Consider the following 26,660-nt stretch of genomic DNA (forward strand, 5'->3'; position numbering starts at 1 on the left):
CCCCCGCCCGGCGGCCGGCGTGGGCGGCGGTGTCGCCGGGCGGCGGACTGAGGGTGACGAGGGCGGAGGGCTCGTCCAGCGGCTCCGCGACCCGCCAGCCGCCCGCCCCGTCGAGCAACACACGCGCCGTGCGGCCGAGTTCGGCCAGGTGGGAGTGGACGGCGGGCGGGCCGAGCTCGTGGTGTTCCCGCACGGCCACCCCCAGCCCGGCCCTCGCCGAGACGGCCGCCTCGGAGGTCTCATACCGAGCCGCACCCGGCACAGGCCGGGGCACGTCCCCCATGGCCGGCCCGCCCCACGATTCCGGCGCATCGTCCCACGGCTCCCCCGGGCCGTCCCCCGGCTCGCCCTGCGGCTCCACCCGGCCGTCCCCCAGCACCCCCGGCGCACCCCGCTGCTCCAGGCGACCGTCCCCCAGCTCCCCAGGCCCGCTCCACGCCGCAGGCGAGCCAGCCCACGGCTCGCCCCATGGCGAGCCGGGGTCGTTCCAGAGGTGGCCGGCGAGGGTCGGGGCCGGGGTGTCCATGGTGTCGGTGAGGCCGGGGACGATGAGGAAGCCGACCCCGCGCGGCCCGGCCAGCCACTTGCGCGACGTCCCCACGTACGCGCTCGCCCCGGCCCCCCGCACCTCCACGTGCCCCAGCGACTGGCAGACGTCCAGCACGAACGGCACCCCGGCGGCCCGGCACAGCGACCCGGCCGCCTCGGCGGGCTGCACGACGCCGTGGTGGGAGCCGACGTGGGAGAGCACCACCAGGTCCAGCCCGGACCGCAGGCGCGCGCGCAGCCCGTCCGGGTCGAGCCGGCCGTCGCCGTCCACCGGCAGCTCGATCAGCCGCCACCCGCGCCGCACGGCCAGCCGGCGCAGCAGCATGAACGTGCTGCCGTACTCGGCGCGGGTGCACCCGACCCGGCTGCCGGGCCCGAGCCGCCAGCCGCCCAGGAGCGCCGCCATCGCCTCGGTCCCGCTCTCCAGGAAGGCCACGTCACCGGGCTCCGCGCCGGCCAGCGCGGCCAGGGCCGTCCTGGCCGCGGTCAGGTCGGGCGCCGCCCGGTAGCCGCCGAGCTCGCGTTCGCGCCGCAAGTGAGCGGTGACGGCGTCGAGCACGCGGTCGCTGGGCACGTTGCAGCCGGCCGCGTCGAGCAGGCCGGCGGCCGTCACGCTGCGTGCCGCCCGCCATGCCGCGCCGACGTGCCCGATCGCCGGCGAGGTCGTCACGCCTCGGCCAGGACCAGCGTGAAGTCCCCCGCCGGGTCGGTGTAGCGGCGGCCGACGCGGCAGCCGGCCTCGGTCAGCTCCGCGCGCAGCCCTTCGGGCCGGAACTTGGCGCTGATCTCGGTCCGCATCTCCTCCCCGGCCTCGAACGACACCGCCAGCCCGAGCGCGCCGACCCACACCCGCATGGCCCGGGTCGCCCGCAGCCGCATCTCGATCCACTCGTGCCGCTCGTCGAAGACCGCGACGTGCTCGAACGCCTCGGGCTCGAAGTCCGCGTCCAGCTCGCGGTTGATCACCCGGAGCACGTTCCGGTTGAACTCGGCCGTCACCCCCGCCGCGTCGTCGTAGGCCGCCACGAGCCGCCCGGTGTCCTTGACCAGGTCAGCCCCCAGCAGGAACGTGTCCCCCGGCCGCATCGTGGCCCGCAGCTCCTTGAGGAACACCGCGCGGGCGGCAGGTTCGAGGTTGCCGATCGTGCCGCCGAGGAAGGCGACCATGCGCCGCCCCTCGCGCGGCAGCAGCGCCAGGTGGCGTTCGAAGTCGGCGCACACCGCGCGCACCTCCACGCCGGGGTAGCGTTCGGCCACCCGCCGCGCCGCGGCCTCCAGGGTGACCGCGTCCACGTCCACCGGCGTGTAGCCGCGCAGCCGGCCCGCCGCGGCGAGCGCGTCGAGCAGCAGCACGGTCTTCTCGCTGGTCCCCGACCCCAGCTCGACCAGCGTGTCGGCGCCGCAGGCGGCGACGATCTCGGCCGAGCGCGCCCGCAGGATGGCCAGCTCGCGCCGGGTCGGGTAGTACTCGGGCACCCGGGTGATCTTCGAGAACAGCTCGCTGCCTGCGGCGTCGTAGAACCACTTGGGCGGCAGCCACTTGGGCGAGGACGTCAGGCCGCTGGTGACGTCGTGTTCGAGCGCCTGACGCAGGTAGTCGCGGTCGAGATGGTTGATCACACGCACGGTGGAGTGGCTGACGGGCACGAGGCCTCCTATAGAGAGATCACAATGGCTGGACGTTCACGTCACCGCCGGTGACGGTCAGCAGGCTCCGCTCGGGCACGACCCGCCAGTCCGGCAGGTCGTCGAGCGGCTCGCTGGCCACCAGCACGCCGTCGTCGAGTCGGCGAAGGAACAGGGTGTCGCCCCAGACGGTCGCGACCACGGACGCGCCGTCGCAGGCGAGCAGGTTGAGCCGGGCGGCGGGGTCCTTCTCCCCGGCCCGGACGACGACGTCGACCAGCGCTTCACCCAGGCCGGCGCCGGCTCGCCCGCGCTGGAACACGGCGGCGGCGACCCAGGCGGCGTCGCAGGTGCTCTCGGCGCCGTCGGCGAGGTCCTTGACCGCGTCGCGGGCAACCCGGCCGTTGTGGCTGAGCAGCCACGTGCCGTCGGCGAACGGCGCGGTCGCGGTCTCCTCGACCGGCATGCCCACGGTGGCCGAGCGCACCGCCGCCAGCAGGCAGGTCGAGCGGGCCACCGAGGCCAGGCCGGGCAGGTTGGCGTCGGTCCAGATGGGCACGGCGCGCCGGTAACGCACGGGCTCGGGGCGGGCGGGGTCGTACCAGCCCATGCCGAACCCGTCGGCGTTCACCAGGCCCGCGCGCTGACGGCGGGGCTGATACGACTGCCTGAGCAGCCCGTACCCGGGCTCGTCGATGAGCGAGGAGAGCGGGCGGGCGGCGCCCAGCCAGGCGGCGTGCCGGCACATGTCAGACCAGCTCCGAGCGGGCGCACCGGAAGCCGGTGAAGATCTGCCTGCGGATCGGATAGTCCCAGTTCCTGAACGTGGTCCGCACCGCCGCCGGGTCGGCCGCCCACGATCCGCCGCGCAGCACCCGGTATTCCTCGCCGAAGAACACCTCGCTGTACTCCTTGTACGGGAAGCTGCGGAAGCCCGGATACGCCTGGAACCAGGAGGAGGTCCACTCCCACACGTCCCCCACCATCTGCTCGGCTCCGTACGGCGAGGCTCCGCCCGGATAGGCGCCCAGCGGCGCGGGCCGGGCCGCGCGGTGGCCCAGGTTGGCCAGCGAAGGCCCAGGATCGCTCTCGCCCCACGGGTAACGCCTGGCCCGGCCCGCCACCTGGTCCCAGCCGCACGCCTTCTCCCACTCGGCCTCGGTGGGCAGCCGCTTGCCGGCCCAGCGGGCGTAGGCGTCGGCCTCGTACCAGGAGACGTGCTGGACCGGCTCGTCCATCGGGACCGGCTCAGTGCGGCCGAAGCGGCTGCGGTGCCAGGTGCCGCCGTCCTTGGTCCAGAACAGCGGCGCGGTGATGCCCTTGCGCTGCCGCCACTGCCAGCCCTCAGGGGTCCAGAAGCGCTGGTCGTCGTAGCCGCCGTCCTCGATGAAGGCCGCGTAGGCGGCGTTGCCGACGGGGAGCCGGTCGATCCAGTAGCCGGGCAGGTCGACCCAGGTGGCGGGCCGCTCGTTGTCGTAGGCCCACGGGAGCGTGTCGGTGCCCATGAGGAAGCGGCCCGCGGGCACGTGGACCTCGTCGGGGCCGCCGGGCCGCCCCGGCGGCAGTTCGCCCTCGCGGACGAGGCCGGGCTGCCCCGACAGTTGCAGCGTGGCCAGCATGGTCTCGTCGTGCTGGTGCTCGTGCTGGATCACCAGGCCGAACACGAAGCCGTCGCGGTGCAGCGGTGACGGGCCCTCCAGGTCGACCCGGTCGAGCACGTCGAGCACCCGGCCGCGGACGCCCTCGATGTAGCGGCGGGCCTCGGCCGGGCCGAGGAACGGCAGGCTGGGGCGGTCTTTGCGCGGTGTCTTGAACGCGTCGTAGATGTCGTCGATCTCGGGGCGCAGCGGCGTGATGCCGCCTGCCTCGCGCAGCACCCACAGCTCCTCGTAGTTGCCGACGTGCGCCAGGTCCCACACGAGCGGCGACATGAGCGGGGAGTGCTGCTTGACCAGCAGGTCGTCCTCCGCCTCCGTGTAGGCGAGGGAACGGTCGCGCACCGCGATGAGCTGCGCGGCGATGCGTTCCTTGAAGTCGTTCATAGCCATCCTTCGTTCGGTCCTTCGAGCCAGGGCGTGCCCGTGGGCCCCGGCTCCATCAGGTCGGTGGCCGGAGAGCGGCCCGTCGTCACGTGCCGGTCGGCGAACGCGGCCACCTCGGCCACCAGGCCGGGCTCCGCGCCCAGGCGCGGCAGGGCTTCGAGCGCGGCGCGGAAGCACGTCTCGGCAGCCCGGCGCAGCACCGGGTCGGCCAGCCCGCACCGCGCCGCCCGCTCCCACACCTTCGCGCCGGTTTCCTGGTCTCCCGCTCCTTCCGGCGGGTCCAGGTACGACCCCACAGCGGCCATCGCGGCGTCGGCGGCCCGGTCGTCGGAGATGAGCGCGTGGGTCACCGCCACGCACACCGGCCAGGCCGCCGGGTGCTGCGCGTCCAGGTAGCGGATCTCCAGCCAGCCCCGTGGGCGTACCGGCGGGAACAGGGTGGTGGCGTGATAGGCGAGGTCCTCGGCGGTGGGCGGACGCTCACCCTCCCCTCGGCCGTTCCCCGACCGGCCGCGCTCCAGCCAGTCGCGGAACGTCGAGCCGTCGCGGACGGGGCGGTAGCGCTCCTCGTCCTCGCGCACCAGCATGAGCCGGGCGTCCAGCAGGTATTCGGCCCAGTCCGCGGCCGGATCGCCGCTGGCGGGGACGAGGGCGGTCCTGCTGGGGTCGAGGTTGTTCCACACGGCCTGGCGGCCCGACATCCAGCCGCACGGCCGGCCGCCGCTCAGCGGGGAGTTGGCGAAGGCCGCCAGCAGCACCGGGCCGAGCGCGTGCGCGCGCTCCCACCGGGTCGCGGGCCGCGCGCCCAGGTCCAGGTTGACCTGGATGGACGCGGTCGAGCACATCATCAGCGCGCCGTACGGCCGCCCGAGGAAGGCGGCCATCGCGTCGTAGCGGGGGCGGTTGAGCTGGCGGCGCGCGGGGCGTACCGGATCGAGGCCCACCCCGCCCAGGACCAGCCCGGACGCGCGCAGCCCCGCCCGCACGGCGGCCATGTCGTCGGCCAGGGTGGCGAGCGCGGCGGGCAGCGGGCCCGCGGGGCCTGACAGTTCGAGCTGGCCACCCGGCTCGAACGTCACCCGGCTCCCGCCCGGCAGCAGCGCCGGCAGGGACCCCTCGACCTCGGCCAGGGCCACGTGCCTGGCGGGCTCGGCACGGTCGAAGACCAGGAACTCCAGCTCCACCCCCACCCGGTCGGAGGTGGCGGGCTGGAAGCAGCGGCGCGCGAAGTCCGCCACCTCCGAGGCGTCGCGCAGCGGCGTGCTCTCGGCCGTGACCCCGATCATCGTCTTCCCTTCGCCGGCGACGCAGGTCACGACTACAGATCCGCGAGGCGCGCGATCGTTACAGACGAATTTCCGTGTAACGGATGCGGCCCGTCGGGCACTAGCTCACATGGAGCAGGGACCATCGGAGTGCGACGCGGTGCTCGCGTCGCTCACCGACTACCTCGACGGCGCGCTCCCGCCCGGCCGGCGCGCGGGCGTGGCGGCGCATCTGGGGTCGTGCCCGGGGTGCGCGGCCTGGCTGGCGCAGCTCCGCGCGACGATCGCGGCGCTGCGCTGCCTGCGTGACGGCGTCGTGCCGGCGCCGGTGCTGGCCGCGTTGCGCGACAGCTTCGGAAGGTAGGAGCTCCGCGTACGGGGGATGTTCCGGGCAGGAGCGCAGGGAGGCGTGGCGGGTCTGGCCACCGCCTCGGTCAGCCGCTGTGCCGCTCGCGGAAGGCGGACATCAGCCGGTCGCGGACGCCGGTGGGCAGCTTCTCCGGGGGCTGGTCGCCCAGGACCCTGATCGTGGCGCGAAACTGCTCGAAGTAGCGCTCGCAGTGCTCGCAGCAGGAGAGATGTGCCCGTACGCCGTCGTGTGACGGCCGGTCGAGGGCGTCTTCAAGGTAGGCGGTGAGGAGTTCCACCAGTTCGTCGCAGGTGAACCGCTTCACGACGTTGACCGCCTCTGTCTCTGGGATGAACCGTTTCACTTATTGTCGCCGCTGAACGGACCGGATGGGGGCCGTCAGCCGTTCCGGTTACTGTTCGGCCTGCGTGACCGAGCCGTAGTAGTCGGCCAGCCAGCCGCGCACCGCCGTACGGGCGCGGTGGAGCAGCACCCGCTGGTTGGCCGCGGAGATCTCCAGGATCTCGCACACCTCGTCGGAGGAGTAGCCCTCCACGTCACGCAGGGTGATCACGACCCGCTGCCGGGGCGGCAGCCGGCCCAGGGCCTCGGCCGTCAGCGCGCGCACTTCAGCGGCCAGAGCCTCGCCCTCGGGCGAGGGCCAGGCCGCCCCCGGCTCGCCCCAGCCGCCGCCGTCGGGGAACGACACTCCGTCGGGGAACGGGGCGCCATCGGCCTCGAAGGCGCTCCACGGCAGGGTGCGGCTCTCGCGCATGCCGCGCTTCTTCGCGGTGTTGACCAGGATGCGGTAGACCCACGTCTTGATCGAGGAACGTCCCTCGAAGCGGTCGATCCCGTCGATCACCGCCAGCCATGTGTCCTGGACGACCTCCTCGGCGGACGGGTCGGTGGACACGTAGGATCTGGCGACCCTCAGCATGCCCCTCGACCAGGCGTCGAGCAGCGCCGCGAACATCGTCTCGTCGCCCGCGCGCAGTGCCGTGACGACGACGTCGTCCGGTGGCAGCCTCCCGCCCGCGAAAGCCCCCACGATCGCTCCCCCTCCGGTCGGACGCTGGGACAACTTCTCACCTCAGAACCAAACCGGGAGCCCGGTGTCTTCCACGGTGGAAGAACTCGCTCAGGCTAGACTCCACCACTGACGTTTCCCCGATGGACGGGGCATAGCCATCCCCGGTGCGTATTGCCGCAAAAACGGGCAAACCGGTAGACGGAGGAATAAGCCCCGGCGAACGGGTGAGGAGCATCGCATGCGGTCCGAGAGACTGCTCTACGCGGCGAACGGGGTCGATCTCCGGGTCGCCGACGTCGAGCTGACCGGCGGTGAGCACGTCGAGCGGCCCTTCATCCGCACACCACGGGCCGCCGGGGCGGTCGTCTTCCACGGCGGCCGGGTGCTGCTGCTGTGGCGGCACCGGCCCATCACCGGCACGTGGGGCTGGGAGATCCCGCTCGGCGAGATCGGGCCGGAGGAGGAGCCTGAGCAGGCGGCGGCGCGGCACGTCGAGGAGCAGACGGGCCTGCGGCCGGGGCCGCTGCTGCCGCTGATGCGGATCCGCCCGGCCGGAGACGTCGCCGACTGCGAGCACATCGTCTTCGCCGCCCACCAGCCCGAGCCCGCCCCGGCCCCGGTGACCGCCCCTGAGGCCCGCGACGACGCGAGCCAGGACGGCGGCGGTGAGGGGCGGGAGCGGGCCGAGTGGGTGCCGATGCTACGGGTCCAGGGGCTGATCGAAGAGCAGGCGATCACCTCGGCGACCACGTCGGCCGCCCTCCTGCACTTCCTGGCCGACCTCCTCCAGGCCCGCGCGGCTCACTAGGGGCGCACTGAGGGCCTACGAGGGGATCGCTCAAACGGTCACCTTTGGTCGCCCGCCGGTTCCTGTACCGGCTCCGCGCTCTCCGCCCGCTCGGGAGCGGCCCGCAGGCGGTCGCGGCGGTTGGCGAGCAGGCTCGTGATCGTCACGACGGTCAGGACGGAGACGATCACCCCGAGCGAGGCCAGCGTCGGGATCTCCGGCACCTGGGCCCACACGCCGTGCGCCCAGTGCAGCAGCAGCTTGACCCCGATGAAGGCGAGGATGACGCTGAGCCCGTGGTTCAGGTGGCGCAGCTTGGTCAGCACGCCCTTGAGCACGAAGTACAGCGCCCGCAGCCCCAGCAGCGCGAACGCGTTCGTGGCGAACACCAGGAACGGGTCCTCGGTGACGCCGTACACGGCCGGTACGGAGTCCACCGCGAAGACGATGTCCGTGGCCAGGATCGCCACCGCCGCCAGCGCCAGCGGGGTCAGCGCCAGCCGCCCCTTCTCGCGTACGGCCAGCCGGGAGCCGCGGTAGTCCTCGGTGACCGCGACGAAGCGCCGTACCAGCCGGACCGTGCGCATGGAGGAGATGTCCACCTCCTGCTCGCGCCCGGTCATGACGTCCCTGAGGATCTTGCCTGCGGTCAGGATGAGGATCGCGCCGAACAGCAGGAACGCCCACGTGCCGCTCTGCAGCGCGGCGGCGCCCAGCCCGATGAAGACGGCGCGCAGGACCAGCGCCCCGACGATGCCGTACAGCAGCACCCGCCTGGCCAGCGCCTGCGGCACCGCGAAGGCCGCGAGCAGCAGCATGAACACGAACAGGTTGTCCACCGACAGCGACTTCTCCACCACGAACCCGGTGAAGAACTCGGCCGCCACGACACCCCCGTGATCGGCCCACAGGTAGACGCCGAAGAGCAGGGGCAGCAGCAGGTAGAAGATCGACCAGCCGACCGCCTCGCGCATCCGTTCCTCGCGCGGGCGGCGGGTGAGGATCAGGTCCAGCGACAGCAGCAGCACCAGGGCCGCGACCGTGATGGTCCAGAGAGCCGGTGAGGCGATGGTGGGCAGCGCGATGGCATGCGGAATCGTCCCCGCGGACATGAGTGGCCTCCCTCGAACGCACTTCTCGTTCGAGGTCTCCTTCACCCATGATCGGGCGGCCGCCCGGGGACGCGCGGTACGTCCGTATTGACCGGGTCGACACTTGGGAAGTACTCCCCTCGCCGCTTCAGAGTAGATGAGATCCGGACATGGCGACACCCCGGCCGTCCCGGGCGGCGGCGATCACGCGTACTCTGGTGCTGCCGTCAGGCCCGCGTGGGCCGGGCGTCGCGTCGCTTTCGCCCGCGCCGGCGGCCGGGCGGCTTGACGGGCCAATTGAACGACTTTTTAAATTCCTTCATGGGACGCATCGCTGGGGTCACCGCCGCCGAGACGCGCGAGCGGCTGCTGCGCGCCGCCGCCGACGCCTTCGCCGAGCACGGCTACGACGGCACGCGCGTGGCGGACATCGCGGCGGCGGCCGGCGTGAGCAACGGCGCCCTCTACGCGCACTTCGGGTCGAAGGCCGAGCTGCTGGTGGCCGCGCTGCGGGCGCACGCGCGGCGGCGGCTGGAGAGCCTGTTCGCCGGCGATCCCGACCGGTCGGCCACGGACCTGCTCCTGGTGCTCGGCCGCGCCCTGCCCCGCGACCGCGACCCCGACGGTTACCTCATCGTGGAGGCGCTGGTCGCGGCGCGCAGGGACGAGAGCGTGGCCGGTCCCATGCGCGACTACATGAGCGAGCGGGCGGAGTGGATCTCCGACCTGCTGCGTGCCGGGCAGGACGACCTTGAGATCGACCCGGGGCTGTCGCCCGCCGCGCTGGCCCACTTCTGCCTGCTGCTCGCGATGGGCAGCGCGGTCGTCACGCCGACGCTGCATCACGTGGACGACGCCGAGTGGACCGCGCTGCTGTCCCGGATCATCGCCGGGCTGGCTCCCAGGCACGGGCCCGCGTGGGAGCTCTCGGATGAGAACGTGGAAAGGCCCGTGAACACGTATCTGGACGAGCCCCCGGAGCGGCTCGCCGACCCGACGGAGATCGCGTGAAACTGAACATCGACCCCGAGCGCTGCCAGGGCCACGGCCGCTGCTACGACCTCGCCCCCGAGCTGTTCGGCGAGGACGACGAGGGCTACGGGCGGGTGCTCGGCGACGGCCTCGTGGCCCCCGGCCAGGAGCGGGACGCGCGCCTGGCGGTGGCCAACTGCCCCGAGCACGCGATCGACGCCGGCCGAGCCTGACTCGCCGCCAAACCCGAAGCTCGGCTCAGAGCCCGGCGCGGGCTCGGTGCCGGACTCGGTGCCGGACTCGGTGCCGGACTCAGCGTTCTACGCGCGATGGCGAGGCCGTCGAGGTGCGGACGATGAGGTCGGGCTGGAAGACGACCAGCCGGTGCTCGTGACCGGCCGGCTCGTTGGCCTCTTCGAGCAGGAGCTGCGCCGCGGTGTGGCCGAGCTGCTCGCGCGGCTGGCGGATCGACGACAGCGGCACGGCCGCCGCGGCGGCGAAGTCGATGTCGTCGTAGCCGATGATGGCCAGATCCTCGGGCACCCGCAGGCCGCGCTGCGTCATCTCCTGCAGCACCCCGATCGCGACCAGGTCGTTGGCGCAGAAGACCGCCGTGGGCCGCTCGGCGGCGGGCAGGCCGGCGATCTCCTGGCCGGCCAGCCTGCCGGTGGCGACGGTGAGGTCGGGCAGGGGGATCACGGTGAGCGCGTCGCCGGGGCCGAGCACGCTCGCCAGGCCGTCGTGGCGCTCGCGCACCTGGCGGACGGTGAACGGGCCGCCGGCGTAGGCGATGCGGTGGTGCCCCCGCTCGCGTAAGTGCCGGCCGGCCAGCCGCCCGCCGAGCACGTCGTCCACCGCGACGGCGCAGCCCTGGCTGTAGCCGGCCGAGCTGTCGAAGCGCACCACCGGGATGCCGCGGGCGACGAGCCGGCGCAGCCGTTCCTCCTCGCCGCGGTCGTTGACCGGGGTGATCAGCACGCCGAGCGGCCGCTGCTCCTCGAACGTCTCCAGCAGCCCCGCCTCGCGCCCGGCGTCCTTGCTGCTGGTGAAGACCATCACGGTGAGGTCGGCGCCCTGGGCCACGCCCTCGACGCCGCGCAGCACGTCGATCACGAACGGGTTGGCCAGGTCGAGCGCCACCAGCCCGATGGTGCGGCTGCGGCCCGCGCGCAGCTGCCTGGCGGAGCCGTTGCGGACGTAGCCGAGCCGCTCGATCGCCTCGCGCACCCTGCGCAGGGTGTCGGGCGCCACCAGCTCCGGGCGGTTGAGCACGTTGCTCACGGTGCCGACGGAGACCCCGGCGAGCCGGGCGACCTCTTTGATGCTCGACATCGTCCCTCGCCGCGAGCCTTGTCGTCGCTGCGATCATAGCGCAGCAGTTCCTGACCGTCATGGAACGCTACACGACCGGACGGCCGCCGCCCGTGCCCGCTGACGCACCTACAGTGATCTTCTCCGGTTCCGCTTGACCGCCGTGGACATCCATGCCTAGATCAAGTGCATCCGTCCCGCCCCACCCCCCGGAGGACCCGCCGCATGGCCTCGGCCGGAACGCGTACGCCGTGCTGACCCCGCCCCCCGACCCGGCCGTGGAGCGCAGGCGGCGCCGTGGGCTGGTGGTGCGGATCTCCACTGTGCTGGCAGGTGTCCTGCAGCTGGCTCTGGCCGGTTTCCTGATCACGTTGCCGGGCGGCTCCACCACGCTCGACCCCTTGCCCGGCTCCGAACGCGACCGCCGGCCCGAGGCCGTCCGCGTGCCGATGGCCGCCGCCACCCCGCGCCCCACCCCCTCCGGTGCACGCCCGTCCGCGCCGTCCGCGCCGACCGCGCGTCCGACGTCGCCGCCGTACGGATGGACGTCCCGTCCGAGCCCGGCCGACTCGCCGACGACCATCCCCACGGGAACCGGCCCCACCACGACGGCCGATTCCGGCTCGAAGACCGTGAGCCCGGAAGGCCCGGCCTCCACCAACGCTCCCGGCGCCTCCGCACCGCCCGCCACGCGCCGCCACGGGCCCGCCCGCAAGCGCGGCTACGTGCCGCCGGAACCGGCCCTCAGCCCGGCGCCGCGGATCGTCTCCACCTTGGCACCCCTGGTCAGGCAGCCGGGGCCGCGCGCCACCCGGACGACGCTCCCCGACGCCGTCCCCGGGAGCGCGTCCGGCCAGACCGGGTACTAGCACCGAGTATGAGCGAGGGGTCGCGCGGCTCCACCCCTGGCTCCACCCTTCGGAGGTGCCGCTCCACCCACCGCCGTTCCTACCGTTCGAGTCATGGACAAACGGTTCGAACTGGTGAAGTGGCTGCTGGACGCCACGGGGGGAAAAGTGAACGGAAAATTCCTGATCACGCTCGTCGTCGTGGGCCTGGTGGTGGTGGCGGGGTTCATCGCGTTCCGCCTTATCTTGGTGGAGATGATTCTCAGCCTGAGGGACTCCCGCTAGGTCATGCGCGAGGTGTGGGCGCGGGTCGCGCGGCTCCTGGCCGCCGACGACCCCGAGACGGGGCGGCTGGCCAGGGTCCTGATCAGCTTCGCGCTGGCCTGGTCGCTGGTGGTCGCCGCGCCGCTCCGCGCTCCGGCGCTGGTGTGGCCGGCGCTGGGCGTGGCGATGGCCTGCTGGCTGGCGTTCGTACTGCTCGACGGGCGCCGGCCCCGGGTGGCCGTGGGGCTGCTCGGGGCCGGGTCCGCGGTGGCCTCGGCGGTGACCGGGTCGGAGTCGGCGGCGCCCACGGTGTTCATGTTCGCCATGCTGCTGCTGTTCGTGGCGCACCTGACGCCGAGCGTCAAGGCCGTCGCCGCCGTCGCCGCCGTCGATCTCCTGCTGATGACGGGGAACATGATCTGGTTCGGCCAGTCGTCACGCTCGATCGCGGTGCAGGCGGCGGTGGTGGTCGCCACGGTGCTGTTCGCGGCGCAGCGGCGCCAGTACCGGCGCGCGCTGCAGGACCGGGCCAGGGCGCTGGCGCTGGACGAGCGCGCCCGCATCGCCAGGGAGCTGCACGACGTGCTCGCCCACTCACTCGGCGCGCTGGGGGTACAGCTCGACGTGGCCGAGGCACTGCTGACCGAGCGGGGTGACGTGGCGGGGGCGGTGGCCAGGATCAGGCGATCGCGCGGGCTCGCCCGTGACGGGCTGGTCGAGGCGCGGGCGGCGGTGGCGGCGCTGCGCGAGGACGTGCCGCCGCTGCCGGACGCGCTCAGGCTGCTGGTGACCGAGCATCGCCGTGATCACGACGTACGGGCCGAGCTGCGGGCGACGGGCACGCGCCGCACGATCACGCCGGCGGCGGAGGTCTGCCTGCTGCGCACGGCGCGCGAGGCGCTCACCAACACCGCCAAGCACGCGCCGGGCCGCCCGGTCACGCTCGACCTGGCGTACGGCGACCAGGCCGTCCGCCTGACGGTCCGCAACCCCCTCCCGCCGGAGCCTCCGCGCACCTCACCGCCGGCCTCACCACCGGCCTCACCGCCGGCCTCACCACCGACCGGGGATGGTCCCACGGAGCTGCCCGCGGCGTCCGGGTACGGGCTGTCCGGCATGCGGGAACGGGTCGCGCTGGCGGGCGGGACACTGCACGCCGGGCCGGTCGGCGGGTTCTGGGAGGTACGGGCGGAGGTGCCGGAATGAGGGTCCTGGTCGTGGACGACCAGCAGGCGATGCGCGAGGGTCTGGTGGCCCTGCTCGGGCTGGTCGACGGCGTGGAGGTGGTCGGCGACGCGGCGCAGGGCGAACATGCGCTGGCGCTGGTGGCGGAGCTGGCTCCTGACGTGGTGCTGATGGACCTGCGCATGCCCGTCATGGACGGCGTGGAGGCGACCAGGCGGATCGTACGCGACCATCCGGGGGTGGCCGTGGTGGTGCTGACCACGTACGACGACGACCGGTCCGTGGACTCGGCCCTGCTGGCGGGGGCGCGCGGCTACCTCACCAAGGACGCCGGGCGGGCGGAGATCGCGGCCGCGCTGCGTTCCGCCGTCGCCGGGCAGTCCACCTTCTCCGCCGCCGCGGCGAGGAGGCTGGTGGAGGCACTGTCAAGGGGTGCGCCGGAGCCGGTGACGGAGTGCCCGGACGGGCTGACGGCGCGGGAGGTGGAGGTGCTGCGGCTGATCGCGCGCGGGCTGAGCAACGCCGAGATCGGCGCCCGCCTGTTCATCGCCGGGACGACCGTCAAGACGCACATCAACAACGCCTTCGCCAAGATCGGCGTGCGCAACCGCACCGAGGCCGCGAACTACGCCCGCGACCGGCTCACCTGACGCCGGGGCGGTGGAATGGGCACCGGTAGATTCCTTTGTCAGGACATGCCCGATCTGAGGAGCCACCGTGACCATCCCCCATCTGACCGGCGTCCATCCGGCCTGGCTGCCGCCCGAGGCGTTCGTGGCGATCGGCTCGCGTCGCACGCTCATCGTGGCCGACGAGTCGGTACCGGCCGGGACCGTCCGGGCCGAGGTGGCCGACGCCTGCGCCCGCCACGGCGGCGCCCTCGTGGCCCCGGGAGAGGCGGCCGACCTGGTGCTCGCCCTCACCTCGGCCGAACCGTTGCCGCCCGCCGCGCGGGCGGTCGCCGGGCCGGAGCTCGGCGCCGAGGGTTTCCTGCTGGCCCGGCGGGACGGCGTCACGGTGGTGCTGGCCGACGACCCGGCGGGCCTGCTGTACGGGTTCTTCGAGGTGGTCAGGCAGGGTGAGGCCGCGTTCGGTGCGCCACGGCCGGCCGAGCCGTACCGGCCCGCGCTGCGCCGCCGCATGCTGGACCATTGGGACAACATCGACGTGCATCCGGTGATGGGCCAGGTCGAGCGCGGCTACTCGGGCGGCTCGATCTTCTGGCGGGACGGCGTCCTGCGCGAGGACCTGTCCCGGGTGCGGGTCTACGCCCGGCTCCTGGCGGCGACCGGGATCAACGCGGTCGGGATCAACAACGTCAACGTGCACGCCAGCGAGGCCCGCCTGCTCACCGACCGGCTCGCCGAGGTGGCCGAGATCGCGGCGGAGTTCCGTCCGTACGGCATCCGCGTGCACCTGTCGGTCAACTTCGCCTCGCCCGTCGCGCTCGGCGGGCTGGACACCGCCGACCCGCTGGACGAGCGGGTACGGGAGTGGTGGGCGCGCACGACCGACCGCGTCTACGCGGCCATCCCCGACTTCGGCGGTTTCGTGGTCAAGGCCGACTCCGAAGGGCAGCCGGGGCCGTTCGCGTACGGACGCAGCCACGCCGACGGCGCCAACGTGCTCGCCGACGCCCTGGCCCCGCACGGCGGCGTCGTGCACTGGCGCGCCTTCGTCTACAACCACCGCCAGGACTGGCGCGACCGCTCGACCGACCGCGCCCGCGCGGCCCATGACCACTTCGCGCCGCTCGACGGGGAGTTTCGGGACAACGCGATCCTCCAGGTCAAGCACGGCCCGCTGGACTTCCAGACGCGCGAGCCGGTCTCGCCGGTGATCGGCGCCATGCCGGGCACGCGGCTGGCGGTGGAGCTGCAGGTGACGCAGGAGTACACCGGCCAGCAGCGGCACGTCTGCTACCTGGCCCCGATGTGGAGCGAGGTGCTCGGGTTCCGCTTCTGGGGTCCAGACGGGCGCGCGGTGGCGGACGTGACCACGAGCGGCGGCCTGGTCGCGGTCTCCAACGTCGGCGACGACCCCTACTGGACCGGCCACCCCCTGGCCCAGGCCAACCTGTACGCCTTCGGCCGCCTGGCCTGGCAGCCGAGTCTCGGCCCGGCCGCCATCCTGGACGAGTGGATCGGCCTGACGTTCCCGGGAGACGGTGAAGCGCTGCGTGACACGCTGCACGAGCTGATGGACGACTCCTGGCGCACGTACGAGCGCTACACCGCCCCGCTCGGCGTCTGCTTCATGGTCCGCCCCGGCCACCACTACGGCCCCGACGTGGACGGCTACGAGTACACGCAGTGGGGCACGTACCACTTCGCCGACCGCGACGGCATCGGTGTGGACCGCACCCGGGCCACCGGTACCGGCTACACCGGCCAGTACCCGGCGCCGTGGTCGGAGGTGTACGAGTCACTGGCCGAGTGCCCCGACGAGCTGCTGCTCTTCTTCCACCACGTGCCGTACGGACACGTGCTGCACAGCGGCACCACGGTCGTCCAGCACATCTACGACACCCACTTCGCCGGCGCCGGGCAGGCGGCGGCGATGCGGGCGCGCTGGGCGGAGCTGGACGGGAGCAAGACGGTCGGCGCGGCCCTGCACGCGCGGGTGAGCGAGCTGCTCGACGAGCAGGTCCGCTCGGCGGAGGAGTGGCGCGACCAGGTCAACACCTATTTCCTGCGGAAGTCGGGCGTGCCCGACGTACACGGCCGCCGCATCTACTGACCGTACGGCCGCCGCATCCAGTGACCGCGTGAACCGCCGCTACCGACGGGTGAACCGCTGCTGGACCTCGGTGATCATCGGGCCGGCGTTCCACAGGAGCGTCGCCGTGAGCACCGAGGCCAGCAGGACCAGCGCCACCTCGGAGGCGAACAGCGTGACCCCGGCCGCCACGACGAGCAGGCAGGCGTCGGCCAGGGTGGCCCGGGGGAAGCGGCCCAGCGCGTACGCCGCCAGCCGGGCCACGTCCACCGCCCTGAACGCGAACAACGACGTGATGACCAGCGCGTTGGCCACCCAGAGCGTGGACCCCGCCGCGACCGCGACCAGCAGCACCGCCCACCAGCCGGGCACCCCGGCGGCGGAGAAGTTGGCCAGGCTCGTGCCCACGACGGCCATCCAGGCCAGCCACGGCGCCCAGATCTTCAGCACGCCGGCGAAGTTGAGCCGGTAGCCGCGCCAGAACGCGCCGGCCGGGCGCAGGTCCGCCAGCTCACGGCTGCGGTGACGCAGCGCGTACAGGGCGGCCGACAACGCCGGGCCGGCGGGGAGCAGGCAGGCGGCGGCCAGCGGCACGTTGCCGGCGGACCGGTCGAGCAGCACGAGCGCCCCCAGCCCCGGTACGGCGGTGAGCAGGATCAGCAGCTCGACCACGAGCAGGGTGTAGACGAGCGCGGCGACCCGTGAGAGCGGCCCGGTGCCGAACCGCCGTGCCGCTCCCACGTCACTCATCGTCGTCTCCTTCAGGGCCGGGCATGCGATTCAGCCCTTTCGCGGAGAATAGCGGGATCAGCTGCCGTGCTCCTTCTTGAAGCGCTCGTAGGCGGTGTTGACGAGGTTGAGGTAGGAGGTCGAGTTCTTGGCCTCCAGTTCCTTGACGTAGGCGTCCCACTCACCGAGGTCGCGCTCGCCGAGGATGAACTTGAGCGTGTTCTGGGTGACGTGGTCCTTCAGCGGCGTCTCCCACAGCGCGGCCTGCTCGCGCTCCTCCTCGGTGAACGGCGCCGGCGGCTGGACCGGCCACGGCTTGCGGGTGTTCATCACCTTCTGGAACTCCAGCTCCTCCTCGGAGAAGGTGGATTCGAGCAGCGCGGTCGGGCCGCCGTAGGCGAACACGCCGTTGCCGAAGCCGAAGTCCTTCTGCAGGTGCTTGGCCGCGCCCGGGTTCAGTCCGACGTAGTCGACGTCCTTGGCGAGCTGGTACTTGCCCGCGGCGTCCTTCGTGAACGTGGTCCCCTCGACGCCCCACTTGCCGAACTCCTGGCCGGCGTCGGAGTACCAGAGCCAGTCGATGAACTGCATCATGGCGACGAAGTTCTTGCTCTCCTTGGCCTTCTTGGAGATCATGATGCCGTTCTCCAGCCGGGTGGCGATCTTGTACTCGCCGATCGGCCCGAGCGGGACCGGAATCTTGGCGATCTTGGCCTCGGGGATGTTCTCGGTCAGCGGGCCCCGGTAGTCGTTGATCAACGTCTGCGCGTTCGTGCTGATCACGAAGGACTTGCCGGAGACGAACTTCTGCTTGGCCGCGTCGTCCTGCTGGGTGAAGCTCTCGGGGTCGAGCAGCTTCTCCTTCACCAGCTTGTTCAGGTACTCCAGCATCTGCTTGTACTGCGGCATGGCGCCCGTGTACGCCCACTTGCCGGCCGTGAGATCCCACACGGCGTGCTGGTACTCCCAGCCGCCCTTGGTGCCGTACGCCTGGGCGATCAGCTTGATGATGTTGCCGCCCGGCGTGGGCACGCCCCAGCGGTCGGTCATCGGGTAGAGGTCGGGATACTCCGCCTTCATCGCCTTGAGCATGGCGTAGAAGTCGTCGAGGGTCTTGGGGACCTCGATCTTGAGCTTGTCCAGGATGTCGGTGCGCACCGCGAAGGAGTAGTCGACCCAGACGTTCTCGTGCAGGCCGGGCAGCAGGTAGACGCGGCCGTCCGACTGCATGATCGAGTTCAGCTCGGGCTGGAGCTGCCACTTGGCGACGCGGTCCTTGAAGTTCGGCATCAGGTCGAAGTAGTCGCTGACCGGCAGGACGGCGCCGGAGGCGACGAACGCCTCCTCCTGCGGGTGGTAGGTCTTCGGGATGATCAGCGGCGCGTCGCCGGCGCCGATGATCAGGGCGCGCTTCTTCTCGTAGTCGCTGAGCGGCACCGTCGTCGGGGTGATGGTGACGTTGGTGCGCTTGGAGAGCTCCTGCCAGAACAGCCAGTCGTTCTTGATCGGGTAGAACGGGTGGTTGTTGTAGAGCATGCTGAACGACACCGGCTCGGTGGCCTTGAACTGCTGGCCGACGCCGTAGCTCGCCATCGCGCCCGCCTTGTTGGCCGACATGTCCGCGCCTTTCGCGGGGGCCTCACCGTCGCTGCCGCAGGCGGTCAGTGCGAGGGAGGCGAAGGCGCTGAGGCCGATGATCGCCTGACGCCGCGAGATGTCACGCATGTGGGGGGGATCCTTTCCCGTGATTCTGCTGGGTGGGGGCGGAGGGAGGTCAGCCCTTGACCGCGCCGAGCATGACGCCGGAGACGAAGTAACGCTGGACGAACGGATAGACCACGAGGATGGGCAGGACGGTCAGGACGATCGTCACCGCCTGGATGTTGGCGGCCGCCTGCGTCACCTCGGCCGCCGCGGCGCCGTAGGAGTCGGAGCCGGTGGCGCCGGCGATGAGGTTGCGCAGGTAGACGGTCACCGGGAACAGGTCCGCCTCGTTCATGTAGAGGAACGCCTGGAACCAGGAGTTCCAGAACGAGACCGCGTAGAAGAGGATCATCGTGGCGAGCACCGCCTTCGACAGCGGCAGCACGATCTTCCAGAGGATGCCGTAGGTGTTGAGGCCGTCGATCGCCGCCGCCTCCTCCAGGTCCTGCGGCAGGCTCTCGAAGAACGCCTTCATCACCAGGAGGTTGAAGACGCTGATGGCGTTGGGCAGCACGATGGCCCAGATCGAGTTCTTCATGCCGAGACCGGTGATCAGCACGTAGTTCGGGATCAGGCCGCCGGTGAAGAACATGGTGAAGACCGCGATGCCGATGAGCGCCTTGCGGCCTTTGAGGTGCTTCTTGGAGAGCACGTACGCGTACGAGGTCGTCATCACGATCGCGATGAACGTCGCGACGACCGTGTAGACCACCGTGTTGCGGTAGTTCGTCCAGAACGTCGGGTCCGACGCCACGATCCGGTACGTCGTCAGGTTGAACCCCTTGGGAATGAGGTTCACCTCGCCCGCGCTGATGGCGCTCTGGCTGCTGAACGAGCGGGCCAGGATGTTGACGAACGGATAGAGCGTCACCACCACGACGCCGGTCAGGATGAGGCCGTTGAACCACTGGAAGACGCGGTAGCCCCGGGTCAGCTCGTGCGTTGTCACCACAGGCTCGTCCCAACTGTGCGGCGGGAGATCACGTTGGCCGAGAGGATCAGGACCAGCCCGACCAGCGCCTCGAACAGGCCGATGGCCGCCGCGTAGCTGAAGTTGCTGGACTCCAGGCCCATCCGGTACAGGTAGGTGGAGATCACGTCGGCAGTCGGATACGTCAGCGGGTTGTACAGCAGCAGGACCTTCTCGAAGCCCACCGCCATGAACGTGCCGATGTTGAGGATCAGCAGCGTGACCGCCGTCGGCCGGATGCCCGGCAGCGTCACGTGCCAGATCTGCCGCCAGCGGCCGGCGCCGTCCATCCTGGCCGCCTCGTAGAGCTGGTCGTCGATGGTCGTCAGCGCCGCCAGGTAGAGGATCGTGCCCCAGCCGACCGTCTGCCAGACCTCGGAGCTGACGTAGATCGTCCGGAACCAGCCCGGGTCCTGCATGAACGAGATCTTCTCGCTGCCCACGAAGTCGAGGAACGCGTTGATCGGCCCGTCCAGCGAGGTCATCTGCATGACGAGGCCGGCCACGATCACCATCGACAGGAAGTGCGGCAGGTACGACACCGACTGCAGGAACCGCTTGAGCGTGCGCCGCCTGACCTCGTTCAGCAGCAGGGCCAGGACGATCGGCAGCGGGAAGCAGAAGATCAGGGTCAGCGCGCCGAGCACCAGGGTGTTGGTGAACACGTTCCAGAACGTCGGGTCGTTCAGGAACAGCTTCACGTAGCGCAGGCCCACCCATTCCTCGCCGAAGATGCCGCCGCCCGGCTCGAACTTCCTGAAGGCGATGACGTTCCCGATCATCGGGGCGTACCGGAAGATCAGGAAGAACAGCAGCGGCAGGATCGCCAGCGAGTAGAGCTGCCAGTCGCGGCGGAAGGCGGCCCGCCACGAGCCGGCGGGCCCGCGCCTGCGCCGGCGCGGCGCCGGTCTCTCCCCGGGCGGCACCGGCCTGGCCGCGTCCAGCGTCTTGGGTCTGGTCATCCTCGGCCCTCCGGTGAGTCGCGGTCGATGTGCGCCGGCACTCGTAGCTGCCGCAGGTGGCCGACCTCGCGCTCGGCGCCGGTCAGGCGCAGCGGCAGGCTCGCCTCGAACGTCGCGCTGGAGCGGCCGAGGCGCAGCTCGACGTCGCCCGGCTCGACGATGCGCCGGCCGCGCGTGCCGGTGAACGAGGTGACGTCGGCGGGGACGGTGAAGCTCACCCGCGCGCTCTCCCCCGCCTCCAGCGGGACCCGGGCGAAGCCGATCAGCCGGACGACGGGCCTGGTCGTCTGCGCCACCGGGTCGTGCAGGTAGAGCTGGACGACCTCCGCGCCGCCGCGCGAGCCGGTGTTGCTCACCGTGACCTCGACGCTCACCTCGCCGTCCACCGGCCACTCCGCCGATCCGCCCGCGACGCGGGCGCCGCTCCACTCGAACGTGGTGTAGCTCAGGCCGTGCCCGAACGGGTAGGCGGGCGTCGGGTCCACGGACGACACCTGGGTGCGCAGGCCGAGCGGCGGCGACAGGTACGTCGAGGGCAGGCCGCCCGCGTCGCGCGGGACGCTGACGGGCAGGCGGCCCGACGGGTTCACCGCGCCGGTCAGCACCTCGGCCAGCGCCTGGCCGCCGCGCTGGCCGGGGAAGAAGCCGTACGCGACGGCCGCGGCCGCCTCCAGCTCCTGCCCCAGCGCGTACGGGCGTCCGGCCAGCAGCACCAGCACCACCGGCGTGCCGGTCGCCAGCACGGCCCGGACCAGCTCCGCCTGCACGCCCGGCAGACGCAGGTCGGTGGCGTCGCAGCCCTCGCCGGACGTGCCGCGCCCGAACAGCCCGGCGCGGTCGCCGACGGCCACCACGCACACGTCGCTCGCCGCGGCCAGCTCGGCCGCCGCGGCGATGCCGGAGGTGTCGTCACCGGTGATGCCGCATCCCGGCGCGTACGCCAGGCCGGGGACCAGCCCGCCGAGCGCCTCGCGCAGGGACGGCAGGTCCAGGCCCAGACCGTGCTCGGGGTGCGGGCCGACATGCGCGGGGAAGGCGTAGCAGCCCAGCATCGCCATGGGGTCGTCGGCGACCGGGCCCACCAGCGCCACCCGGCGGCCGGGGGCCAGCGGCAGGACCTGCCCGGTGTTGCGGACGACGACGATCGCCTCGCGGGCCAGGCGCAGGGCGAGCTCCCTGCTCTCCTCGTCGTCCAGCCTGACCTGCTCGGCGGGGCCTGGCAGCGGCTGCCAGCCCGCGTCCAGCAGGCCGAGCTCCGCCTTCTGCGTCAGCACGCGGAGCAGGGCGCGGTCGATCAGCGCCTCGTCCACCGTCCCCGCCTTGACCGCCTCGACGAGCGGCGCGCCGAAGGTGTCCACCGTGGGCAGCTCGACGTCGATCCCGGCCCTCAGCGCCAGCCCGGCCGCCTGCCCCGCGTCGGCGGCGACCCGGTGCAGGCGCTCCAGGAACCGGATCGCGAAGTAGTCGGCGACCACCGTGCCGTCGAAGCCCCATTCGTCCCGCAGCAGCCCCGTGAGCAGGCTCTCGTCTGCCGCCACGGGAACGCCGTCGATCTCGGTGTAGGAGTGCATGACCGACCGGGCGCCGCCCAGGCGCAGCGCCATCTCGAACGGCGGCAGCACGACGTCGGCCAGCTCCCTGCGCCCCATCGGGACGGGGGCCAGGTTGCGACCGCCTCGCGAGGCGGAGTAGCCGGCGAAGTGCTTGAGCGTGGCCACCACCCCGGCGCCCTCCAGGCCGCGCACGTACGCGGCGCCGAGCAGGCCCACCAGGTACGGGTCCTCGCCGATCGTCTCCTCGGTGCGGCCCCAGCGGTAGTCCCTGGTCACGTCCACCACTGGGGCCAGGCCCTGGTGCACGCCCGCGGCCCGCATCGACCGGCCGATCCGGCCCGCCACCTCCTCCAGCAGGTCGGGGTCGAACGAGGCGCCCCAGCTCAGCGGCGCCGGATACACCGTCGCCCGCCAGGCCGCCAAGCCCGTCAGGCACTCCTCGTGCACCTGGGCCGGGATGCCGAACCTGCTGGCCGCGACGATCTCGTCCTGCGAGGCGGCCAGCGACCTGGCACCCGCCACCGGATCGACGGGGGCGGTCCCGAAGGGCCTGGTCAGCTGGCCGAGCCCCTGCCTGATCGCGTCGTCCCACCCGGGGCCGCCGCCCATGTCGGTCTGGTGCGGGGCGACGCCGCCCCCCGACGCGTCGGCGCCGACCCACACCCCGACGAGCTGGGCGACCTTCTCCTCAAGAGCCATGAGCGGGACGAGCGCTCCGGCCCGCTCCGCGGGTGACAGGCGCGTGTCCCGCCACCGTTCGCTCTCGCCTGGGGTCGAGCTCGCGTCGATCGGTATCTGGCCCCTCATGCCATCCCTTCGGCCGAACGACGGCGGCCTCCGCGGCGGGAGCGGGTGGTTGTTTGCGCGGGGGGACGCCGAAAGTTTTCAGGTAAATCCATTTAATATTGCGGCAACATAAAGGGCCGGTTAGGGCGTGTCAAGAGTGCCGCCAACCTGCTGTGTTACAGATTGGTTCGTTTCAGCCCAACCGCAGCTCACGGCGGGTCGGAGCGCGCGATCAAGGTAAACTTGCCCGAAACTTTCGGAGCCGCGCGACGCGTCGGCCTCATTCACGGCGACGCCCCGGTCGCGGAGGGAATCCGGTCGCCGGCGGGCCCAGCCCGTGGGGGCCGCTCAGGCTAGGGGAGCCAGGAAGCCGCCTTCCGGAAATGTCCGGCGGCCTCGTCCGTCCTGCCGAGGGCTGTGGCCAGGTGGCCGAGGTACAGGGCGACCGGGCCCAGGGTGACCAGACCGCTGCCCGCGCCGGCCAGCTCCCCTTCGGCCGGCAGCAACCGTTCGCGGAGCCGTTCGAGCAGAAGGCGCCCATCGGGGTCGAGCGGCCGCTCGGCGGTGGCCACGACGGCCACGGCGTGCAGGCAGGTCCGCGCCTCCAGCAGCAGGTCGGGCGGCGAGCCGGGCACCGCGCGGGCGGCCTCGCACGCCTCGTCGCGACGCCCCTGGGCGAGCAGGATCAACGGCCTGGCCCACCTCTCGTACGGCCCCCAATCGTCCCCCGCCAGTTCCACCACCCCGGCCGGCCCCTCACCCCTCCAGAACCCCGCCCCGGCCGACCCGTCCCCCGGCCAGGACCGCACCCCGCCCGCCACCTCCAGGCAGAGGAGGGCGAGCGGCAGGATGCCGTCCTCCACGCCGGGCATGCCGATGCCGCCGAGGCGGGCGGCGGCCGTGCGGTAGGCGGTGCGGGCCTCGTCCGTACGCCCTTCCGCGGCGAGGCGGAGGGCGGCGTACCAGGTGGTGAAGACCCCCACCAGCGGCAGGTCATGACGCTCGGCGAGCCGGTCGGCGGCCTCCGCGTGCCGATCGGCCGCCTCCAGGTCGGCGAGCGCGGCACTGGCCTGGAGCAGGACCAGCCGCCCCAGCACCTCGAACGGCACCATGCCGTCATCACCGGCGGACAGCCGGAGCAGCGCGGAACCGATCTCGGCGCGCTCAGGGGCGAGTCCCGCCCGGTGGAAGCTCTGCATGTAGCGGCCGTTCAGCGCGTAGGCGAGCAGGGTGCGATCGTCCGACCTCCGCGCGATCTCCTCGGCCTCGCGCGCCGCCCGCTCCCCGCGCTGCCCGGGGTCGGCGCGCCGTTCCATCGCGATGGTGACGAGCAGCCGGGCCCGCTCGCTCTCGTGCCCGGGAGGCAGGGCGGCCAGCGTACGCTCGGCGGCGTCGACGAGCCGCGCGGACAGGGCCGGATCGTCGTTGGCGGTCCAGATGGCGGGCACGTCGAACGACCCGATCACCTTCGCGGTCAGCACCGGATCCCCGATCGCCTCCGCCGCGCCGACCGCCTCGGCCCGGTAACGCCGCGACTCCTGCAGTTCCCCGCTCATCGCCAGCGCCCGCCCCAGCCCCATGACCGCCACCAGCCGCTCCGACACACCCCCGCGCCCGACGCCATCGTCCGTCCAGGCATCACCGCCACGATCGCCCTGAACCGGTGGGACCTGCTCCAGAGCCGCCAGCGTCTCGCGCCACAGGCGGGCCGCCTCGTGCGGGGCCGACCTGCGTTCGGCGCGCTCGGCCGCCGCACGGGCGTAGCGGGCCGTACGGGCGGCGCCGGCCCGGCCCTGGGCGCGCAGGCAGTGGTGGGCGATGGTCTCCACGTCGCCGGGACGCAGGCGTTCGACGATCCCGGCGGCCGTGGCGTGCCAGCGGGCGCGGCGGGCGTGCGGGACGTCCTCGTACAGCGCCTCACGCACCAGGGCGTGCGCGAACCGCGACCGGTCGGCGTCCCGCTCGACCAGGAAGCCCGCGAGCAGGGCGGACTCCACCGAGTCCAGCACGCGATCCTCGCCCGCCCCCGTCAGCGGGATCAGCACGTCGAGGTCGACCTCCTCACCGAGCACGGCGGCCTGGCGCAGGTGCGTGCGGGTGGCGTCCGGCAGCGCGGCCAGGCGGTGCCGGATGACGTCGCGCACCCCGGCCGGGACCGCGTGCAGGGCCTGCTCGCCCTCGCTCTCCCACACCCTCGTGAGCTCCCGGACGAAGAACGGGTTCCCGCCGCTGCGCGCGTGGATCGTGCGGGCGTCGCCGTCGCTCATCTCACGGCCGACGACGGCCCTGACCAGCTCACGCACCTGCGCCTCGGTGAGGCCGCCCAGGTAGATCCGCACCGGTTCGGCCCGCGCGACCCGTCCCAGCGTCTCGGCCAGCTCAGGTGAGATCTCGGTCGCCCGGTACGTGCCCACGACGAGCACCGGAGCGGGGCCGAGGTCGGCGGCCAGCATGGTGAGCAGGGCCAGGGTCTCCTCGTCCGCCCAGTGCAGGTCGTCGAGAACGAGGAGCAGCGGGCGGTCGGCGGCGAAGGCGGCGAGGGAGGAGACGATCGCCCGATGCCGCCTGAACCGAGCGGCCTGCGGATCCCCTTCCGTGTCCACAGCAGCGGTGGGGGTGGGGGTGGCGTCCGTCGGAGCGGGATGGGCGGCGTGCGTCTGGGCGGGCTGAGTGGGGCCCGTCGGGGCGGGCTTGGCGATCAGGGCGGCGTGGATCTGAGCCCATGGCCAGGCGGCGGGCGCGCCCGGGAGTTCGGGGCTGGTGCCCCACGCGGTGTGCCAGCCGTCGCGCTCCAGCCGTCGGGCGAGCGTCCGTACCAGCGCGGTCTTGCCGGCGCCCGCCGCCCCGGAGACCAGTACCAGCCCCGAGCGCCCCGCCACCACACCTGCCGCGGCCCGCTCCAACTCCCCCAGCTCCGCGACCCGCCCCACGAGCGGCCGCCCGCCGAACCCCGGCGCGTCCTGGCCCGTGACCCGCTCCCCGAACCGACCCCCGGGAGACTCCACCTCATCCGACTCAGCGAACGGGCGACCGCCGGAGTCCGGCCCACTGTTCGGGCGCGGGCTGTGGTCGGGTGGACCGGCCGTGAGGTGGGGCGACTGGGCGAGGATGTCGGCTTCGAGGTGGCGCAGGTCCTCCCCGGGGTCCACGCCGAGTTCCTCGCGGAGCACCTTCCTGGCCCGCCGCAACGTCCCCAGCGCATCCCCTTGCCGGCCCGTCCGGTACAGCGCCAGTGCCAGCAGCCGCCAGCCGTCCTCGCGCAACGGGTGGCCGGTCACATGGGCCTCAAGGTCGGGGATCGACTCGGCCGCCCGGCCCGAGCTCAGTGCCGCCGACGCGCGGCGTTCCACCGCCAGAAGGCGCAGTTCGGACAGCCGGGCGGCCTCGCCGGCGGCCCAGCCCTGGTCGGCGAACTCCGCGTACGCGGGCCCGCGCCACAGCCCGAGCGCGGTGTCGAGCGACTCACGGGCCTGCTCGGCGGGCAGGTCGGCGGCCTGTGCGAGCAGGGATTCGAAGCGCAGGGCGTCCACGTCGGCGGGTTCAGCGCGTAGTGCGTAGCCGGGAGGTGAGGTGATCAGGAGGCGGGAGGGGGCACGGGGCGGGCGGCCGGGTTCGAGCGCTTTGCGCAGGTCGGCGACGAAGGTCTGCAGGGCTCCGAGCGCGCCCGCGGGCGGAACGTCCCAGAGGTCGTCGATCAGCCACGACACCGGCACCACCCGCCCCCTGGCCACCAGCAGCCGGGCCAGGACGGATCGGTGCCGCGGCCCCTTGAGCCGGATCGGGCCCCGGTCGTCGCCGGCCGTCAGCGGGCCCAGCACACCGAATGTCACCATCGCCGTCCAACCTATCCGCCCAGCTGAAGCCGCCTGACCACACACCGGCCGGCTGCCCGACAGCCGCCTAAACCGGCTGAAAT

Annotated in this window: 24 protein-coding genes; 9 read left to right on the forward strand and 15 right to left on the reverse strand. The window is 72.7% G+C overall.

The window, feature by feature from the left end:
• From ABFX54_RS41585 to egtA, 5 genes are all read right to left on the reverse strand, one after another.
• Window positions 1–1,219: aminotransferase class V-fold PLP-dependent enzyme (locus ABFX54_RS41585; protein WP_346112383.1), on the reverse strand; the 1,219-nt coding region annotated here is incomplete at its 3' end.
• Window positions 1,216–2,196 (reverse strand): L-histidine N(alpha)-methyltransferase, encoded by a 981-nt coding sequence (gene egtD, locus ABFX54_RS41590; RefSeq protein WP_346112384.1) that lies wholly within the window; start codon window positions 2,194–2,196, stop codon window positions 1,216–1,218. The genes ABFX54_RS41585 and egtD, both read right to left, overlap by 4 nt.
• Before the next feature lie 19 nt (window positions 2,197–2,215).
• Window positions 2,216–2,923: an ergothioneine biosynthesis protein EgtC gene (gene egtC / locus ABFX54_RS41595; protein WP_346112385.1), complete on the reverse strand. Its 708-nt coding sequence runs from the start codon at window positions 2,921–2,923 to the stop codon at window positions 2,216–2,218.
• A gap of 1 nt (window position 2,924) precedes the next feature.
• Window positions 2,925–4,217, reverse strand: coding sequence for an ergothioneine biosynthesis protein EgtB (gene egtB / locus ABFX54_RS41600; RefSeq protein ID WP_346112386.1), 1,293 nt, complete (start codon window positions 4,215–4,217; stop codon window positions 2,925–2,927).
• Window positions 4,214–5,503: an ergothioneine biosynthesis glutamate--cysteine ligase EgtA gene (gene egtA, locus ABFX54_RS41605; protein WP_346112387.1), complete on the reverse strand. Its 1,290-nt coding sequence runs from the start codon at window positions 5,501–5,503 to the stop codon at window positions 4,214–4,216. Before egtA ends, egtB begins: the two co-directional genes overlap by 4 nt.
• A gap of 109 nt (window positions 5,504–5,612) precedes the next feature.
• On the opposite strand from egtA, the gene ABFX54_RS41610 reads away from it, so the two are divergent.
• Window positions 5,613–5,846: an anti-sigma factor family protein gene (locus ABFX54_RS41610; protein WP_346112388.1), complete on the forward strand. Its 234-nt coding sequence runs from the start codon at window positions 5,613–5,615 to the stop codon at window positions 5,844–5,846.
• 70 nt (window positions 5,847–5,916) lie between these two features.
• Here ABFX54_RS41610 and ABFX54_RS41615 read toward each other — a convergent pair whose 3' ends face one another.
• Together ABFX54_RS41615 and ABFX54_RS41620 are read right to left on the reverse strand one after the other, a co-directional pair.
• Window positions 5,917–6,156 (reverse strand): anti-sigma factor family protein, encoded by a 240-nt coding sequence (locus ABFX54_RS41615; protein ID WP_346112389.1) that lies wholly within the window; start codon window positions 6,154–6,156, stop codon window positions 5,917–5,919.
• 87 nt (window positions 6,157–6,243) lie between these two features.
• Window positions 6,244–6,882 carry an RNA polymerase sigma factor gene (locus ABFX54_RS41620; RefSeq protein WP_346112390.1) on the reverse strand — a complete coding sequence of 213 codons (639 nt, stop codon included), beginning with the start codon at window positions 6,880–6,882 and terminating at the stop codon, window positions 6,244–6,246.
• Between the two features lie 220 nt (window positions 6,883–7,102).
• On the opposite strand from ABFX54_RS41620, the gene ABFX54_RS41625 reads away from it, so the two are divergent.
• Window positions 7,103–7,672, forward strand: coding sequence for an NUDIX domain-containing protein (locus tag ABFX54_RS41625; protein ID WP_346112391.1), 570 nt, complete (start codon window positions 7,103–7,105; stop codon window positions 7,670–7,672).
• Window positions 7,673–7,710: 38 nt separating this feature from the next.
• On the opposite strand, the gene ABFX54_RS41630 is transcribed toward ABFX54_RS41625, so the two are convergent.
• On the reverse strand, window positions 7,711–8,763 hold the full coding sequence (locus ABFX54_RS41630; RefSeq protein ID WP_346112392.1) for a TerC/Alx family metal homeostasis membrane protein: 1,053 nt from the start codon (window positions 8,761–8,763) through the stop codon (window positions 7,711–7,713).
• A gap of 300 nt (window positions 8,764–9,063) precedes the next feature.
• Here ABFX54_RS41630 and ABFX54_RS41635 point away from each other — a divergent pair, with 300 nt between their 5' ends.
• On the forward strand, window positions 9,064–9,753 hold the full coding sequence (locus ABFX54_RS41635; RefSeq protein WP_346112394.1) for a TetR family transcriptional regulator: 690 nt from the start codon (window positions 9,064–9,066) through the stop codon (window positions 9,751–9,753).
• On the forward strand, window positions 9,750–9,947 hold the full coding sequence (locus tag ABFX54_RS41640) for a ferredoxin (protein ID WP_346112395.1): 198 nt from the start codon (window positions 9,750–9,752) through the stop codon (window positions 9,945–9,947). Before ABFX54_RS41635 ends, ABFX54_RS41640 begins: the two co-directional genes overlap by 4 nt.
• 79 nt (window positions 9,948–10,026) lie before the next feature.
• Here ABFX54_RS41640 and ABFX54_RS41645 read toward each other — a convergent pair whose 3' ends face one another.
• Window positions 10,027–11,046, reverse strand: a complete 1,020-nt coding sequence (locus ABFX54_RS41645) for a LacI family DNA-binding transcriptional regulator (protein WP_346112396.1) — start codon at window positions 11,044–11,046, stop codon at window positions 10,027–10,029.
• 230 nt (window positions 11,047–11,276) lie between these two features.
• Here ABFX54_RS41645 and ABFX54_RS41650 point away from each other — a divergent pair, with 230 nt between their 5' ends.
• The 5 genes from ABFX54_RS41650 (at window position 11,277) to ABFX54_RS41670 (ending at window position 16,061) form a co-directional block, all read left to right on the forward strand.
• Window positions 11,277–11,894 carry a hypothetical protein gene (locus ABFX54_RS41650; protein ID WP_346112397.1) on the forward strand — a complete coding sequence of 206 codons (618 nt, stop codon included), beginning with the start codon at window positions 11,277–11,279 and terminating at the stop codon, window positions 11,892–11,894.
• Between the two features lie 93 nt (window positions 11,895–11,987).
• Window positions 11,988–12,158 (forward strand): hypothetical protein, encoded by a 171-nt coding sequence (locus ABFX54_RS41655; protein WP_346112398.1) that lies wholly within the window; start codon window positions 11,988–11,990, stop codon window positions 12,156–12,158.
• A gap of 3 nt (window positions 12,159–12,161) precedes the next feature.
• The gene (locus ABFX54_RS41660) at window positions 12,162–13,343 is read left to right on the forward strand and encodes a sensor histidine kinase (RefSeq protein WP_346112399.1); all 1,182 of its coding nucleotides are present in this window, start codon (window positions 12,162–12,164) and stop codon (window positions 13,341–13,343) included.
• The gene (locus ABFX54_RS41665) at window positions 13,340–13,972 is read left to right on the forward strand and encodes a response regulator (protein ID WP_346112400.1); all 633 of its coding nucleotides are present in this window, start codon (window positions 13,340–13,342) and stop codon (window positions 13,970–13,972) included. The genes ABFX54_RS41660 and ABFX54_RS41665 overlap by 4 nt, the downstream gene beginning before the upstream one ends.
• Window positions 13,973–14,039: 67 nt before the next feature.
• Entirely contained in the window at window positions 14,040–16,061 is a 2,022-nt protein-coding gene (locus tag ABFX54_RS41670; protein ID WP_346112401.1) for an alpha-glucuronidase, read from the forward strand.
• 39 nt (window positions 16,062–16,100) lie between these two features.
• Here the strand turns inward: ABFX54_RS41670 and ABFX54_RS41675 are convergent, their stop codons facing one another.
• The 6 genes from ABFX54_RS41675 to ABFX54_RS41700 all read right to left on the reverse strand — a co-directional run bounded on the left by ABFX54_RS41675 (window position 16,101) and on the right by ABFX54_RS41700 (window position 26,577).
• Complete coding sequence (locus ABFX54_RS41675; RefSeq protein ID WP_346112402.1) at window positions 16,101–16,790, reverse strand: YesL family protein; 690 nt, start codon at window positions 16,788–16,790, stop codon at window positions 16,101–16,103.
• Between the two features lie 57 nt (window positions 16,791–16,847).
• Entirely contained in the window at window positions 16,848–18,494 is a 1,647-nt protein-coding gene (locus tag ABFX54_RS41680; RefSeq protein WP_346112403.1) for an ABC transporter substrate-binding protein, read from the reverse strand.
• A gap of 49 nt (window positions 18,495–18,543) precedes the next feature.
• On the reverse strand, window positions 18,544–19,422 hold the full coding sequence (locus ABFX54_RS41685) for a carbohydrate ABC transporter permease (RefSeq protein WP_346112404.1): 879 nt from the start codon (window positions 19,420–19,422) through the stop codon (window positions 18,544–18,546).
• Window positions 19,419–20,405, reverse strand: a complete 987-nt coding sequence (locus ABFX54_RS41690) for an ABC transporter permease (RefSeq protein ID WP_346112405.1) — start codon at window positions 20,403–20,405, stop codon at window positions 19,419–19,421. The genes ABFX54_RS41685 and ABFX54_RS41690 overlap by 4 nt, the downstream gene beginning before the upstream one ends.
• Window positions 20,402–22,765, reverse strand: coding sequence for a beta-xylosidase/alpha-l-arabinosidase (locus tag ABFX54_RS41695; RefSeq protein WP_346112407.1), 2,364 nt, complete (start codon window positions 22,763–22,765; stop codon window positions 20,402–20,404). Before ABFX54_RS41695 ends, ABFX54_RS41690 begins: the two co-directional genes overlap by 4 nt.
• Window positions 22,766–23,097: 332 nt before the next feature.
• A complete protein-coding gene (locus ABFX54_RS41700; protein WP_346112408.1) occupies window positions 23,098–26,577 on the reverse strand; it encodes an ATP-binding protein in 3,480 nt (1,159 codons plus the stop codon).
• Between the last annotated feature and the right edge of the window lie 83 nt (window positions 26,578–26,660).

This window comes from Nonomuraea maheshkhaliensis, from assembly GCF_039529435.1.
Lineage (GTDB): Bacteria > Actinomycetota > Actinomycetes > Streptosporangiales > Streptosporangiaceae > Nonomuraea > Nonomuraea maheshkhaliensis.